Here is a 14445-nt window from a genome sequence, read left to right as displayed (position 1 = left end):
GATCAGAGCGGGAGCTGGACACTGCCGATCACCCCCTGCAACACGGACATCCACTGACCCCAGAGGCCGGTCACCATCAGCAGACCGAGCACGATGAGCAGAGATCCGCCGATCAGGTTGACGACGCGGATGTGTTTGCGCACGAACGACACCGACTTCGTCGCCCACCCGAGGCCGAGGGCCAGGAGGACGAACGGGATGCCGAGACCCAGCGAGTACGCGAGGCCGAGCAGCGCCGCGCGCCCGGGGTCGCCGAGGTTGTACGACACCGACAGGATCGCGGTCAGCGTCGGGCCGATGCAGGGCGTCCACCCGATGCCGAGGGCGATGCCCAGCAGCGGGGCGCCGATCAGCCCGAGGTTCGCGCGCGACTGCATGCGCACCGACCTCTGCGCGAGGCCGAACAGGCCGATGAACACGAGGCCCATGAGGATGATGACGACGCCCATCACGCGCGTGATGATGTCGGCGTACTCGATGAAGAAGCGTCCGAGCGTGCCGCCCAGCACGTTGATGGCCATGAAGACGACGGTGAAGCCGGCGATGAACAGCAGGGTTCCGCCGAGCAGCCGCCCGCGCCCGGGGGCGGATGCCGAAGACCCGCGCGGCGCGACGGCACCGCCGATGTAGCCGAGGTAGCCCGGCACGAGCGGCAGCACGCAAGGGGACAGGAACGAGATGAGACCCGCGGCGAGCGCGATGGGCACGGCCACCCACAGGGCCCCGTCGAAGACGAGGGCGCCCGGGTTCACGCGTTCTCCGCGACCAGCGTGCGCACGATCGCCTCGAGGATCGAGGCCTCGGGAAGTTCACCGACGATGCGCGCGGCGACGCGGCCCTGCTTGTCGAGCACGAGGGTCGTGGGGGTGGCGTTCAGCGGGGTCGCCTTGTTGAACGCGAGCTTGAGCTGGGCGTCGCCGACGGCCATGGCGCTCGAGTACGACACTCCGTGATCGCGCGCGAACGACAGCGCGGTGGCGGGCTGGTCGTAGGTGTTGATGCCGAGGAACGACACGTCCTGGCCCTGGAACGTCTGGTAGGCCTGCTCGAGGCGCGGGGCCTCGATGATGCACGGGCCGCACGTGGCGTACCAGAAGTTGACCACGAGCACCTTGCCGGCGAAGTCGGAGCTCGACACCGCGGATCCGTTGTCGAGGGTGCCCTCGAACGAGATCGGGTCGGTGCGGTTCTCGGGCGCGATCTCGGTGGTCTGGAACCCGTTGGCGGCGATGTAGCCCTTGTTGTCGCCCGCGCGGTACTGGTCGGCCAGCGGGTCGGCGGTGCAGGCGGACAGCCCCACGATCAGGGCCGCCGCGGCGGCGAGGGCTCCGGCGGCGGTGCGGATTCGGCGCATCAAACTGCTCCTACGTCGACGGCTCCGGCCGTTGCGGCCGGCTCGGCGTACGCCACCTCGACCCAGCGCGCCGAGCCGTCGGCGCCGTCTCGCCGTTCGAAGCTCGTCACGCTCGACAGCGCGCAGCGGCGCTTGCGAGGGTCGTGGCGGGTGGGCTGGTGGGACAGGGCGAGGTGCGTGACCCAGATGGGCAGCTGGTGAGAGACCACGACGACGTCACCGCCGTCGACCCGCTCCCACGCGTCGGCCATGGCGGCGGTCATGCGCGCCACGATGTTCTCGTAGGGCTCACCCCAGCTCGGCACGGCGGGGCGGCTCAGGTGCCGCCAGTTGAGCGGGTTCGCGAGCGCCTGCTTCATGCGCCGCCCCTCGAACACGTTCGTGGGCTCGATGACCCGATCGTCGATGAACGGCTCGATGCCGAACAGCTCGACGAAGGGCTCCGCCGACTCGCGGGTGCGCTGCAGGGGCGAGACGACGAGAGCCGACACAGGCCGCTCGAGGCCGTGCACGTACTCCGCGGCCTGGCGGGCCATCCGGCGCCCGTCGACGCTCAGGCCGAAGCCGGGGAGCCGACCGTAGAGCACGCGACGGGGGTTGTGAACCTCTCCGTGGCGCACGAGATGGAGGCGGTCGGCGGGCACGGGCCCAGTCTACGGGCGGGTTCTGTGGTCTGACTGAGTCCGGATGCCGGTTGCCTCGACGTGGAGATAACCCCGTTCAGGCGTCTTTCCGGGCCGCCAGGAGCGAGCGCACTCGCGAGTACAGGAACCACGCGACGCCGATGCCGACGGCGGCGATGACGACGTACTGCAGGATCGAGGCGTACTCCTCGACGATGTGCCAGTTCTCGCCCAGCAGGTAACCCGCCAGCACGAAGATCGTGTTCCAGACCAGGCTGCCCGCGCCGGTGAGCAGGCCGAAGCGCCACATCGGCATCTTGGCCACGCCCGCGGGGATCGAGATGAGGCTGCGGAAGATCGGGATCATGCGCCCGAAGAAGACCGCCTTGCCGCCGTGCCGCTCGAACCACGCGACGGTGCGGTCGACGTCTTCGGGGTGCAGCAGCGGCATCTTGGCCGCGAACGCCCGCAGGCGCGCGGCGCCGAGCCAGCGACCGAGACCGTAGAGCATGAAAGCGCCGACGACCGAGCCGAGAGTGGTCCACAGCAGCGCCTCGAAGAGCGTGAACGATCCGCGGCTGGCCGTCAGGCCCGCCATCGGGAGCACGACCTCGCTGGGCAGCGGGGGGAAGAGGTTCTCGAGCGCGATCGCCACGCCGGCACCGACCGGGCCGATGACCTCCATCAGCGAGACGGTCCAGTCGGCCAGCGAGGTGAGCCACGACTGGCCCTCGGGCGAGCCGGAGGTCGATCTGACGGGGGTCAGGGTGAGGGTCATGTCGGTCATCGGGTGCCTTCGCGCTCGGTGATCGGCCGCCCGTGCGGGCGCCCAGTGCAAGGCTACGGGCCCGTCACCGCGCGTTCCTGGGGGTTGCCCCCGAGCGGTTCAGGATGCCGAGACCCCGGCGCCGACGAGGGCGGCGGCGACGAACCACACGGCGACCATGGCCACGGCCGCCACCAGCGGCACCCAGAAGGCGAGGCGATGGCGCACGAGGCGGATGATCGCGACGATCACGCCGATGAGGAGGACGACCCACGGCGAGACCACAGCGATCCAGAACCCGGCGTTCATGAGGTCGGTGTCGCAGGCGGCGCCGCTGCAGGCATCGGAAGCGAAGGCGAGCAGCACCCCCGCGTAGGAGGCACCGAGCGCCAGCAGGGGCAGCAGCACCAGCAGCGCGATCGTGATGGCGACATCCCACGGTCGTCCCGCGCGGGGCCGCGGTTCGGGGCTCAGCGTGCGGAACGACTCCGGGGGGAGCGAGTACGTCACGAGCGACATCTTAGGGACGCGGCGTCGTGAATTCGCGCCGAACCGGGTTCGCGCCCTACGTTCGAGCCGTGTCGTCCACTCATCCCGCTCCACCCCACGGGCTCGCCGACGCTCTGCCCGCCACCCGCCGCCTGCTCGCGGCGCCCTCCCCCTCCGCCCGCCCCCTCTCGTACGGCGGCAGCCTTCCCGCGCTCTCCCCGGGCTGGCGCTCCGCCCTGCGCGATGAGCTGGGCCTCGAGGTCGCGTACGACGAGAACGCGGTCGATCCGCTCTCGTCGCGCGTGTTCGACGTCGTGTACAGCCGTCTCCGCGCGGAGCAGGTGGTGCTGGCCCTCTCGGCCCGCACGAACCTCACCCTCGCCGGCAGCACGGTCCGCATCGTCGGCGACTCCTCCCTCGCCACCGCGTTGACGGCGCTTCTCCGCCGCCTCGGCGCGAGCGTGGTGCGCTCCACGGACGACCCCGTGGAGCGGCTGACCGCGACTCTCGACGGCGTGCGCGTCGAGGACGTGGCGGCGGCGACGTCGGGCTCCACCCCCTCCGCGATCCTCACCGGCGTCGGATACGACGCCCTCGGCATCGACGACGTCGCGGGGCTCGTGGCCGACGCCTCACCGCGGCCGGCCGACGCCTCCCCCGCTCCCTCGCCGCGCCCCTTCGTGCGCACCACCTCGAAAGGATCGCTCGTCGAGATGCCCTCTCCCCTGCCCGTCGACGGCGCCGCGCCCACGAGCGCGCAGCGGCGCATCCTCGACGCGCTGATCGCGGCTCTGGTCGTCGACGGCGGCCCCGACGATCCCCGCGGCGTCTACGCCCGGGCGGTGACCCCGTGACCGGCCGCATCGCCGACGCCTCGCTGTGGCGTGCGGGCCTCGACCGCATCGAGTGGGCGCGCGCGCACATGCCCGTCACCTCGGCCCTCGCCGCGCGTCTCGCGAGCGAGGGGACGGTCGCCGGCATCCGGATCGGGGTGTCCGACGTGCTCGAGCCGAAGACCGCCACCGTCGCGCTCGCCCTCGCCGAGGCCGGTGCCGAGGTGACCGTCACCTCCGCGGGCCGCAACACCGACGACGCCGTCGCCGCCGCCCTCGCGCACGCGGGTCTCCCCGTGTACGCCCGGGCCGACGCCGAGCGCGCCGATGACCGGGCGAACGCCCTCGCCCTGATCGATCACCGGCCGCAGGTGATCGTCGACGACGGCGCCTCGACCATCCGCCTCGCCCACCTCGAGCGTCCCGACGTGGTCGCCGAGATGCGCGGAGCGACCGAGCAGACCACCTCGGGGGTCCGGCCGCTGCGCCGCATGCAGGCCGACGGCGCGCTGCGCATCCCGGTCGTCGCCGCGAACGACGCCCGCTCGAAGTCGCTGTTCGACAACATGCACGGGACCGGCCAGTCGGTCGTGTTCGCCGTCGCCGACGTGGCCGACCGATCGCTGCGCGGGGCCACGGTCGTCGTGGTCGGCTACGGGCGCGTCGGCACGGGGATCGCGCAGCACTGCGCCGCCCTCGGCGCGCGCGTCGTGGTGACCGAGACCGACGCGGTGGCGGCCCTGCAGGCGGCGTTCGCGGGGTACGAGGTGCGCCCGCTCGCCGACGCCGTGCGCCGCGCCGACATCGTCATCTCGGCCACCGGCATCCGGCACACGATCGACGTCGCCCATCTCGACGCGCTGCCCACCGGGGCGATCGTCGCCGTCGGCGGCGGCGTGGGGCAGGAGATCGCGCTCGACGCCGCTCGCGCCGCGGGGGCCGTCGAGATCTCGCGCGACGCCGCGGTGTCGGTGCTGCGGATGCCGAGCGGCACCCGGGTGCGCGTGCTCGACGACGGCAACTGCCTCAACGTCAGCGCGGCCGAGGGCAACCCGGTCGAGATCATGGACCTGTCGTTCGGCGTGCAGCTCGCCTCGGTCGCGCACCTTTTGGTCACCCCCGATCTCGCCCCGGGCGTGCACGACCTGCCGCGCGCGGCCGACGACGAGGTGGCGGCGATCGCGCTCGGCTCTTTCGGGGGCGCCCTCGACGTGCCCTCGGCGGCGCAGACGGCGTTCCTCGCGGCGTGGCACCCCGAGGACGGCGACGAGTGAGCGTCGAGGTCCACCGGGCGCCGGTCGTCCTCTCGGCCGGGCGCCCTGCTCTCGTCGACGGGGCGGTGGCCGTGGCCGGGGGCCGCCTCGTCGCGGTGGGCACCGCCGACGAGGTGCTGGCCGCGCTCGACTCGGCGGCGACCAGCGTCCACGAGCACCGCGGCGCCCTCACCCCGGGGCTCGTCAACGCCCACACGCACCTGCAGTACACCGACATGGCCGAGGTCGGCAGTGCCCAGCACGCCGGCTTCGAGTCGTGGATGAGCGCCTTCATGGCGCTGTACCCCCTGCCCCGCGACTGGAGCGCCTCGGCTGCCGCCGGTGCGGCCCTCGCTCTGCGTTCGGGGACGACCTCGGTCGCCGAGATCGTGACGGATGCCGCGGCCGGAAGCGCCGTGCACGACGCGGGTCTGCACGGCGTGGCGTTCTGGGAGGTCCTCGGCTACACCGATCGCACGTGGGCGGAGGGAGGAGAGGAGCGCGTACGGGCCCAGCTCTCGGCGCTCCCCTCGCCGCCCGCGACGGGTCTGTCGCCCCACGCGGTCTACTCCCTCGACACCGGGGTGATCCGCGAGCTCTCCCGCCTGTCCGCCGAGCTCGGCGTGCGCCAGCACATCCACGCCGCGGAGTCGGCGTGGGAGGACGCGTACGTGCGCTCGGGCACCGGCGACCTCGCCGAGCGCTGGCGCGCCAACGGCCGCGGCGAGTTCGCGCTGCTGCAGGGCGGCGGGGTGGGCACGGGGGTCATCCGCTACCTCGACGGCCTGGGCGCGTTGAGCCCGACGACCCACCTCGCGCACGGCATCTACGTCGCCGCCGACGATCGCGCCCTGCTCCGCGCACGCGGCGTCAGCGTCGCGCTCTGCCCGCGCTCGAACCGCGTGATCGGCCTCGACGCGCCGCCCGTGGCGGCCTACCTCCGCGAGGGCAACGCGATCGCCGTCGGCACCGACTCGCTGTCGTCGTCGCCGAGCCTGTCGATCTGGCATGACGTCGCCGCGCTCCACGACATCGCCCGCGACCAGGGCTACGCCGACGACGACCTGCACGAGCGCCTCTTCGCCGCGGCCACCGCGGGCGGCGCGCACGCCCTGGGTCTCGACGACACCGGCGTGCTGCGTCCCGATGCGCGGGCCGACCTGGCGGTTTTCGACGTGTCGAGCACCGATCCCCGCGACGCGCTCGTCGAGCTCGTCGAATCGGGTCCGGGCGAGGCGTCACTGACCGTCGTCGGCGGAGAGATCCACTGGGCGGGCCTCGCCGCGCACGAACGGGCCACCGCCCGGGTGTGAGCGCCGCGACCGGAGGATGCCCGTCGACGCGGCATCCGGAATCTGCTCCGACGGGAGGTTCCGGATGCCGCGTCGCCGGCGTCAGGCGCGCGGAGCCGGTCCGCTCGAGAGTGCGTCGACGAACAGGCGCAGGAACGCCGTGCGATCGAACGAGGTCACCGCGCGGACGGTCGACCCCTCGGGCGTCCCCCACACCAGCGGCAGTCCGTCGGCGGTGAGCGCGATGCGGGTCGCGAGCGAACCGCCGTACGGCGTGTAGTCGACGGGCCCCTCGATCCAGCCCGTGACGATCTCGGGGCGGTGCAGCACGACCGTGGCCAGGCCGTCGTGGGCGGACGAGATCCGCCGGCCCCACTTGTACTGGTAGAAGTCGTTGTAGGCGTCGAGCACCTCGCCGGCGAAGCTCGCCCAGGGCGTGCCCTTCCCGCGCAGCACCGCGAGCACGTGCTCGTCGAGGATCGCGGTCGCCGTGACGTTGACGCCCACCATGACGACGTTGCCGGCATTGCGCGCCCCGAAGACGATCTCGGCGGCGCGGCGATCGTTCGCCGTGTTGGCGTCGGTCAGCGTGGCGCCGCCCGGCGCGGGGTACGGACCCGCCCCGCCCATGATGACGACCGAGCGGTACTTCAGGAACAGATCGGGGTCGCGTTTGAGCGCGCGGGCGATGTTGGTCAGGGGACCGAGCGGGTGCAGGTCGACCTCGCCCGGGCTCTCCGCCGCGATGCGCACGATGGCGTCGACCGCGCTCTCGTCCTCGACGCGCAGCTCCGCCCGCTCGAAGCGGTCGCCCAGCCCGTCGGTGCCGTGCACGAAGTCGGCGATTGACGCCTCGCCCTCCAGCGGCGCGGCCTCGCCCAGGTGCAGCGGAGTGTCCTCGCGGTCGGCCAGGCGCAGCACCGTGCGGACGTTGCGGGCCGAATCCTCGACGGGCGTGTTGCCGTAAATCGTCGAGATCGCCTCGATCTCGACGTCGGGCTGCGCCAGCAGGTACATGAGCGAGTGGGCGTCGTCGAGGCCGGTGTCGGTGTCGACGACGACGCGGCGGACGGAGGAGGGGACGGATGCCATGCACTCACCCTGCCAAGTCGGCGGCGGCGACACGGCGTGGTGTTACATCGCGTGACACGTCTGTTCCCTGTTCGTCACGTCAACACTCCACAGTGGGGGGTGATGCGGGCGGCACCGGCCCGCACCCTCCTCAGCACAGGTCGAACGACGCCCCCAACGTCGTCGGGAACGGACACACCATGGCTTCCTCGTCTCAGCGGCTGCGACGTCTCGCGCTGCCCGCGGTCGGTCTGACCGCCGCCCTCGCCCTCACTGCCTGCGCGGGCGGCCAGGCCGCCCCCGTGTCCAGCGACGGATTCCAGGGCGTCCAGCTCACGGTCTGGAACAACATCGACTTCGAGCCGTACCAGAGCCTGCAGAAGGGCTACTTCGAGTCGTGCGCCGCCGACCTCGGCATCACGGTCGACGTGCAGACGCAGTCGGGCGACTACACCACGAAGCTCCTGCAAGCGGCCGGTGCCAAGGCGCTGCCCGACGTCGCGATCCTCTCCACCGACACGCAGCTGCCGCAGCTCGCCTCGCAGGGGGTCCTCGCCGATCTCAGCCAGTACGACGTCACCACCGACGGCCTCGCCGACAGCGCCGCCGACCTCGGCCGCTACGACGGCACCCTGTACGGCCTGCCCGTGCAGGTCGAGGACTACGCGATCTTCTACAACAAGGCCGCGTTCGCGGCGGCGGGTGTGCCCGAGACCGCCCCGAAGACCTTCGACGACCTGGTGTCGCTCGCGGGTTCGCTCACCACCGGCTCGCAGAAGGGCATCGTGCTGCCGGGCATCGGCGGCGACGGCTCGACGCCGGTCTACTTCCTGCCGTTCCTGCTCTCCGCGGGCGGCGACCCCGCCGACCCGACCGGCGCCGGCGCCGTCGAGGCGGTCGACCTCTACAAGAACCTCGTGGGCAACGGCTCGCTGTCAACCGAGTTCGTCAACTGGGGCTGGGAGTCCATCGACCAGTGGACCTCGGGTGCCGCGGCGATGACGGTCTCGGGTCCGTGGAACCTCGTCGACACCTCGATCCCCTTCGAGTGGGGCACCTTCCCGTTCCCGACCGCGAAGAGCGGCGAGTCGCCCAAGGTGAACCTGCTCGGCTACGCCTACGGCGTCGCCGCCAACGCCGACGCGCAGAAGGAGGCCGCCGCCGCGGCCCTCGTGAAGTGCCGCGCCTCGGAGGAGAACCAGATCGACACCGCCGTTCAGGGCGGCTACATCCCCGCGCTCAAGAGCGCGCAGGACGCCTTCGTCGAGAAGGTCCCCGCGGCCGCCCCGTTCGTCGACGCGGTCGACGGCGCCTACAACTCCGCACAGCTGGGCACCGAGTGGAACACGCTGCAGCAGGAGTACGTCGACGCAATCCAGAGCGCGACGGTCGGCGGGCAGACCGCCCAGGCCGCACTGGAGCAGGCCAGCGGCAAGTGACGGCCCACACCATCTCGACCGGCCGGTCGGGGGCACCCGCCCCCGGCCGGTTCCGGCGTTCTCTGGCCGCCCGCCGGCGGGGCGAGCTGTGGGGGTTCCTGACCCCCGCGCTGGTCTTCTTCGTCGTGTTCTTCCTGTTCCCGCTCGGGTACGGCGTCTACATGAGCACGACGAACTTCACCACCGGCACCTTCATCACGGGGCGCGCGCCCTTCGTGGGCACGGCGAACTTCGAGGCCGTGCTGGCCGAGCCCATCACCTTCCGCGCACTCGCGAACACCCTCACCATCACGCTCGTCTCGGTCGCCGTCGAGCTGGTGCTCGGCCTGCTGCTCGCCCTGCTGTTCGCCCGCACCTTCCCGGGCAGCCGGTGGCTGCCGACGCTCATCCTTCTTCCGTGGCTGCTGCCGGCCGTGGTCGTCGCCACGGTGTGGAAGTCGCTGCTGGCCGGTGACGGCCCCATCAACGACGTGCTCGGTGCACTCGGCCTGCCCGTCCAGGCGTGGCTCGCGAATCCGGCGACCGCGCTGCCGTCGGTCATCGTCGTGGCCGTCTGGGCGAGCCTCCCCTACTGGGCGACGATCCTCGGCGCCGCCCTCAAGCAGGTCCCCGCCGAACAGCTCGAAGCCGCCCAGCTCGACGGCGCCGGCGCGTGGCGGAGACTGACCGCGATCGTGCTGCCGACCATCTGGCCCGTCGTCTCCGTTCTCGTCGTGATGAGCGTGGTCTACACCCTGCTGATCGTCGACCTCGTGCTCGTTCTCACCGCGGGCGGCCCCGCCAACAGCACCGTGACCCTGGGCCTGCTCTCCTACCGGCAGGCGTTCCAGCAGTTCCAGTTCGGTCTGGGCGGCGCGTACGGAATGCTCCTGCTGGGGATCAGCGTGGTGTTCGCGATCGTCTACACCGTGATGTCGATGCGTCGGGAGCGCGAAGAATGACCGCCACCCTTCCCTCCGCGCCCGCCGTGGTCGCCCCGGCATCCGCCCCTCCCGTCGCGCGACGTCGCCGGCGCCGCGGATGGATGTGGACCCTCGTCACCATCGCCGTGCTGGTGGTCTACCTCTTCCCCGTGTACTGGATGGTCTCCGCCTCGCTGCAGCCCTCCGCCAACTCGGCGGACACGCAGTGGTTCCCCACGGCGCCCGGCCTCGGGGGGTACGAGAAGGCGCTCGACGACGCGGGCATCGGCGGCCTCCGCGTCACCACCCTCGTTTCGCTCGGCTCGGTGCTGGTCACCCTGCTGGTGTCGATCCCGGCGGCCTACGCGCTCAGCCGGCTGCGCTCGCGGGCGGTGAGCATCGCGCTCATCCTGCTGCTGCTGGCGCAGATGATCCCGAGCGTCGTGCTGGCCACCTCGTTCTACGCGATGTTCAACTCGTGGGGACTGCTCAACACCTTCATCGGCCTGATCCTGGCGAACTCGACCGCGGGCGTCCCCTTCGCCGTCATCGTCATGCGCGCGTTCATGCTGCGCCTCGACACCGAGGTGCTCGAGGCCGCGACCGTCGACGGACTCGGGCCGTTCGGAACGCTCTGGCGCATCGTCGTGCCCCTCTCGCGCAACGCGATCGTGACAGCGGGCGTCTTCGCGTTCCTCTTCAGCTGGGGCGATCTGCTGTTCGGTCTGACCCTGGTCAATCGCAACGAGATGTACCCGATGTCGGTGCTGATCCTCGCGCTGTCGAACTCCAACCTAAACACGTGGGCGGCCACGATGGCGGCCTCGCTCATCGCGAGCCTGCCCGCGCTCGTGGTGATCCTCGCCGCGCAGCGGCACGTCAAGGCCGGCCTCACCGCCGGCGCCGGGCGCTGAGGCGTGGGCGGGGTCGTGAGCCCGGGCCGCGCCCGCACGTAGACTGGTCGACCGTGAGCGAACGCGTCCTGGTCAACCAGTTGAAGTCCCTGCCCGCCGGCCCCGTCGAGGTGTCGGGATGGGTCGAAACCGTGCGCGATCAGAAGAAGGTGCAGTTCGTCGTCCTGCGTGACGAGACCGGCGCCGTGCAGCTGGTCAACCCCGCGACGCGTCCCTCAGAGGAGGCCGTCGACCAGGATGCCGCCGCTCTCGCCCTCACCGAGACGATCGGCGCCCTCTCGACGGGCACGTTCCTGACCGTGCGCGGCGAGCTCAAGCACGACGAGCGCGTGAAGCTCGGCGGCGTCGAGATCAAGGTGGGCGAGCTCGTGATCGCGGCCGCCGCGAACCCCGAGACCCCCATCGCGGCCGACAGCAGCCCCGACAAGCGCATGGACTGGCGCTTCATCGACCTGCGTCAGCGTCGCAACAACCTCATCTTCCGCGTGCAGACCACGCTCGAGCACGCCATGCGCACCTACTGGGTCGAGCGCGACTACATCGAGGTGCACTCCCCCAAGCTGATGGCCTCGCCCTCCGAGTCCAACGCCGAGCTGTTCGAGGTCCCCTACTTCGAAGACAAGACGGCCTACCTCGCGCAGAGCCCGCAGTTCTTCAAGCAGATGGCCCAGGTCGCCGGCTTCGGCAAGATCTTCGAGATCGCCCCCGCGTTCCGCGCCGACCCCTCGTTCACGAGCCGCCACGCCACCGAGTTCACCTCGATCGACGCCGAGATCAGCTGGATCGACTCGCACGAAGACGTCGCGCGCATGCAAGAGGAGCTCATCGCGACCGCGTTCCAGGCGGTCGCCGACAAGCACGGCGCCGAGATCCAGGAGCTCTTCGGCATCGAGGTGCAGGTTCCCGCCCTCCCGTTCCCGCGTATCCCCCTCGCCGAGGCGCGCGAGATCGTCGCCGCGCGCGGCTACGACATCCCCCGCACCGACGGCGACCTCGACCCCGAGGGCGAGCGTCAGATCGCGGCGCACGTGGCCGAGACCTTCGGTCACCAGTTCGTCTTCATCACCGACTACCACCCCGAGATCCGCGCTTTCTACCACATGCGCGACGAGGAGACCGGGCTCACCAAGTCGTACGACCTGCTGTTCAACGGCGTCGAGATCACCACGGGCGCCCAGCGCGAGCACCGCGTCGAGGTGCTGATCGAGCAGGCCAAGGAGAAGGGTCTCGACCCCGAGCACCTCGACTTCTACCTCGACTTCTTCCGCTTCGGCGCCCCGCCGCACGGCGGATTCGGCATGGGACTCGCGCGCGTGCTCATGCTCATGCTGGGCGAGTCGTCGATCCGCGAGGTCACGTACCTCTTCCGCGGCCCGACGCGTCTCGCCCCGTAAGGTTCGAGCGAGCGACGCCCGGGGTTCACCCCCCGGGCGTTCTGCTGTCATCCGCGGTTTCTAGCGTGCGTTCATGGTCGCTGTCATCCCCGTGGATCCTTCGTCGACCGCGGATGCCGCGCCCGCGCCGGGCTGGACCATCACGTTGAGCGGAGTACGCCGCGAGCGAGCGGGCTCGGTCATCCTCAGCGACGTCGATCTCGAGGTGGGTCCGGGGCGGATCGTGGCGCTCGTCGGCGCGTCGGGCTGCGGCGCGTCCACGCTGCTGCGCCTGGTGACGGGGGCCGAGCGTCCGGATGCCGGCACCGTCACCGTCGACGGACGGTCGGGGGCGGCTGCTCCCCGGGTCGCCGAGGTGCGCGATCGCACGACCGTCGCCCGTTTCGGTCGCGTTCGTGCGGCCATCGTGAGCGCGGCCCGCCAGGCGGGGGCTCCGGATGCCGAGCGCGAAGCCGATCGCCTGTGCGCGCTCGTGGGTCTGAGCTCGACCGCGAAGCCGGTGAGCCGACTGAGCCACGGTGACCGTCAGCGGTGGGCCGTGGCGCGCGCCCTCGCCTCGCGACCGCGCGCCCTCGTGCTCGACGATGCCCTCGCGGCGCTGCACACCACCGCCCGGGCCGAGCTTCGCGATCGACTCGCCCGCGAACTGCGCGAACGCGGCGTCACGACGCTGTGGGCGACGCGCGACACCACGGAGGCGGCGGCCGTGGCCGACGATCTCGTCGTCATGGCGCAAGGGCGCGTCGTGGCATCCGGATGCCCCGACGAGGTCTTCGCGCGGGTCGGCGACGCCGCCGTGGCCGAGGTGCTCGGTCCGGTCAGCGCGGTGCCCGGGATCGTCGAGGGCGTGGTCGTCGAGGTCTGGGGCCAGCACCTGCCGCTCGCCGCGGCCGCGCACGACGGGCACTGCGAGGTCGTCGTCCGCCCCGAGCACGTCGTGCTCGTGGGGCCGGACGCCCCCGGCGTCGACGCGGTCGTCGAAGAGACGACGTTCCTCGGCAGCGTGCGTCGCTCGACGGTGCTCACCGCCGACGGCAGCCGCGTGGTCGTCGAACATGCGCCCGAGCGACGGCTCGACGATCACGACGAGGTGCGCATCGCCCTCGCCGCGGTGCCCGCGACGGTGAAACCGCTCGACGCGAGCGGACCGGCTCAGGCCGGGTAGTCGACCGAGGAGCGCTCGGCGACCACGGAGCGGATGAATCCCGCGGCCTCCTGATGCGCGGGGTGCACCTGGTAACGCTCGAGAGCCTCGACGTCGGCGAACTCGCTGACGAGCGCGACGTCCCAGTTGGACTGCGGGTAGGCGACGTTGCGGCCGACCTCGATGTGGTCGATCTCGGTCACGACGCCCTTCAGGGCAAGAAGTCGCTCGGCGATCTGCTCGGCGTGCAGGGCACGCGTGTCGGCGTCGTCCGCCGCGAGCTTCCAGAGGACGATGTGACGGATGCTCACGCGGAGGCTCCTTCGGAGTCGGCCGCCAGGAGGGCGGCACGCAGACGGTCGGCCGAAACGCGCCAGTGCGCGTGCAGCTCGCCGTCGATGAGGACGACGGGGATCTTCTCCCACCACGTCGAGAACAGCTCGGTGTCATCGGCGATCGAGGCCTGCTCTATCGTGATGCGGTCGGCCACCTCGACGGGGAGGTCGTCGACGACGGACTCGACGATCTGCTCGGCGACATCGCAGAGATGGCAGTCGGGCTTGCCGATGAGCGTGAGGGTGGTCACGCCGTCCATCCTATGAGGCGCATGCGGGCCGGGGCGGAGCCCACGACGTCAGGACTCGACGTCGTAGCCCGCCGCGATCCAATCGCCCGTGCCGCCCTCGACGTTGGTGGCGTCGTGGCCGCGCGCCGTGAGGGCCTCGACGACGCGCGCCGAGCGCCCGCCCGCCTGGCAGATCACGTCGAACGGCTCGCCCGGCAGTTCGTCGAGGTGTTCGCCGATCGTCGACATCGGCAGGTTCACGGCACCGGGCACGTGGCCCGCCGCGAACTCGTGCTCCTCGCGCACGTCGATGAGGGGACGCTCGCGCCCCGCGTGCAGATCGTGGACGGAGATGGACTGCATGGCTTCCTCCGAAAGAGAACGAACGGGCACGGCGGATACACGA

At 71.5% G+C, this 14445-nt stretch carries 17 protein-coding genes; 8 read left to right on the top strand and 9 right to left on the bottom strand.

Translation table 11 applies throughout. The annotated features are described in order from the left end of the window. Nucleotides 1-2: 2 nt before the first annotated feature. The 5 genes from LPW41_RS12700 to LPW41_RS12680 form a co-directional block, all read right to left on the bottom strand. Entirely contained in the window at nucleotides 3-752 is a 750-nt protein-coding gene (locus tag LPW41_RS12700) for a cytochrome c biogenesis CcdA family protein (protein WP_144832436.1), read from the bottom strand. Beyond that, nucleotides 749-1354, bottom strand: coding sequence for a TlpA disulfide reductase family protein (locus LPW41_RS12695; protein WP_154097293.1), 606 nt, complete (start codon nucleotides 1352-1354; stop codon nucleotides 749-751). The genes LPW41_RS12700 and LPW41_RS12695 overlap by 4 nt, the downstream gene beginning before the upstream one ends. After that, on the bottom strand, nucleotides 1354-1998 hold the full coding sequence (locus LPW41_RS12690; protein WP_144832430.1) for a histidine phosphatase family protein: 645 nt from the start codon (nucleotides 1996-1998) through the stop codon (nucleotides 1354-1356). Before LPW41_RS12690 ends, LPW41_RS12695 begins: the two co-directional genes overlap by 1 nt. A 76-nt stretch (nucleotides 1999-2074) precedes the next feature. Beyond that, nucleotides 2075-2755: a DedA family protein gene (locus LPW41_RS12685; RefSeq protein WP_144833105.1), complete on the bottom strand. Its 681-nt coding sequence runs from the start codon at nucleotides 2753-2755 to the stop codon at nucleotides 2075-2077. A 108-nt stretch (nucleotides 2756-2863) separates the two neighbouring features. Next, nucleotides 2864-3253, bottom strand: coding sequence for a DUF6264 family protein (locus LPW41_RS12680; protein WP_144832427.1), 390 nt, complete (start codon nucleotides 3251-3253; stop codon nucleotides 2864-2866). Nucleotides 3254-3321: 68 nt separating this feature from the next. Here LPW41_RS12680 and LPW41_RS12675 point away from each other — a divergent pair, with 68 nt between their 5' ends. Genes LPW41_RS12675 through LPW41_RS12665 form a run of 3 tightly spaced genes read left to right on the top strand, consistent with a single transcriptional unit; the run spans nucleotide 3322 to nucleotide 6631 of the window. Beyond that, the gene (locus LPW41_RS12675) at nucleotides 3322-4086 is read left to right on the top strand and encodes a hypothetical protein (protein WP_186325486.1); all 765 of its coding nucleotides are present in this window, start codon (nucleotides 3322-3324) and stop codon (nucleotides 4084-4086) included. After that, complete coding sequence (locus LPW41_RS12670; RefSeq protein ID WP_230705027.1) at nucleotides 4083-5339, top strand: adenosylhomocysteinase; 1257 nt, start codon at nucleotides 4083-4085, stop codon at nucleotides 5337-5339. Before LPW41_RS12675 ends, LPW41_RS12670 begins: the two co-directional genes overlap by 4 nt. Next, nucleotides 5336-6631 (top strand): amidohydrolase family protein, encoded by a 1296-nt coding sequence (locus LPW41_RS12665; protein ID WP_144832421.1) that lies wholly within the window; start codon nucleotides 5336-5338, stop codon nucleotides 6629-6631. Before LPW41_RS12670 ends, LPW41_RS12665 begins: the two co-directional genes overlap by 4 nt. Nucleotides 6632-6712: 81 nt before the next feature. On the opposite strand, the gene LPW41_RS12660 is transcribed toward LPW41_RS12665, so the two are convergent. After that, the gene (locus LPW41_RS12660) at nucleotides 6713-7702 is read right to left on the bottom strand and encodes a nucleoside hydrolase (RefSeq protein WP_230705026.1); all 990 of its coding nucleotides are present in this window, start codon (nucleotides 7700-7702) and stop codon (nucleotides 6713-6715) included. A gap of 179 nt (nucleotides 7703-7881) precedes the next feature. On the opposite strand from LPW41_RS12660, the gene LPW41_RS12655 reads away from it, so the two are divergent. The 5 genes from LPW41_RS12655 to LPW41_RS12635 all read left to right on the top strand — a co-directional run bounded on the left by LPW41_RS12655 (nucleotide 7882) and on the right by LPW41_RS12635 (nucleotide 13495). Next, nucleotides 7882-9120, top strand: a complete 1239-nt coding sequence (locus tag LPW41_RS12655; protein WP_230705025.1) for an extracellular solute-binding protein — start codon at nucleotides 7882-7884, stop codon at nucleotides 9118-9120. Then, nucleotides 9117-10061, top strand: a complete 945-nt coding sequence (locus tag LPW41_RS12650) for a carbohydrate ABC transporter permease (protein WP_154097289.1) — start codon at nucleotides 9117-9119, stop codon at nucleotides 10059-10061. The genes LPW41_RS12655 and LPW41_RS12650 overlap by 4 nt, the downstream gene beginning before the upstream one ends. Continuing rightward, on the top strand, nucleotides 10058-10936 hold the full coding sequence (locus LPW41_RS12645) for a carbohydrate ABC transporter permease (protein WP_144832409.1): 879 nt from the start codon (nucleotides 10058-10060) through the stop codon (nucleotides 10934-10936). The genes LPW41_RS12650 and LPW41_RS12645 overlap by 4 nt, the downstream gene beginning before the upstream one ends. A 53-nt stretch (nucleotides 10937-10989) precedes the next feature. Next, nucleotides 10990-12330 (top strand): aspartate--tRNA(Asn) ligase, encoded by a 1341-nt coding sequence (aspS, locus tag LPW41_RS12640; RefSeq protein ID WP_144832406.1) that lies wholly within the window; start codon nucleotides 10990-10992, stop codon nucleotides 12328-12330. 73 nt (nucleotides 12331-12403) lie between these two features. Continuing rightward, nucleotides 12404-13495 carry an ABC transporter ATP-binding protein gene (locus LPW41_RS12635; RefSeq protein ID WP_230705024.1) on the top strand — a complete coding sequence of 364 codons (1092 nt, stop codon included), beginning with the start codon at nucleotides 12404-12406 and terminating at the stop codon, nucleotides 13493-13495. On the opposite strand, the gene LPW41_RS12630 is transcribed toward LPW41_RS12635, so the two are convergent. From LPW41_RS12630 to LPW41_RS12620, 3 genes are read right to left on the bottom strand one after another with little or no spacing between them, the layout of a single operon-like run. After that, nucleotides 13483-13785: a Dabb family protein gene (locus LPW41_RS12630; protein WP_144832400.1), complete on the bottom strand. Its 303-nt coding sequence runs from the start codon at nucleotides 13783-13785 to the stop codon at nucleotides 13483-13485. The two genes, LPW41_RS12635 and LPW41_RS12630, sit on opposite strands and share 13 nt — an antisense overlap. After that, on the bottom strand, nucleotides 13782-14060 hold the full coding sequence (locus LPW41_RS12625; protein WP_144832397.1) for a glutaredoxin family protein: 279 nt from the start codon (nucleotides 14058-14060) through the stop codon (nucleotides 13782-13784). Before LPW41_RS12625 ends, LPW41_RS12630 begins: the two co-directional genes overlap by 4 nt. Before the next feature lie 48 nt (nucleotides 14061-14108). Further along, nucleotides 14109-14402 (bottom strand): rhodanese-like domain-containing protein, encoded by a 294-nt coding sequence (locus LPW41_RS12620; protein ID WP_144832394.1) that lies wholly within the window; start codon nucleotides 14400-14402, stop codon nucleotides 14109-14111. Between the last annotated feature and the right edge of the window lie 43 nt (nucleotides 14403-14445).

Origin of the sequence: Microbacterium sp. JC 701, assembly GCF_021026215.1 — a bacterium.
Lineage (GTDB): Bacteria > Actinomycetota > Actinomycetes > Actinomycetales > Microbacteriaceae > Microbacterium > Microbacterium algihabitans.
This window is presented reverse-complemented; position numbering and strand designations above follow the sequence as displayed.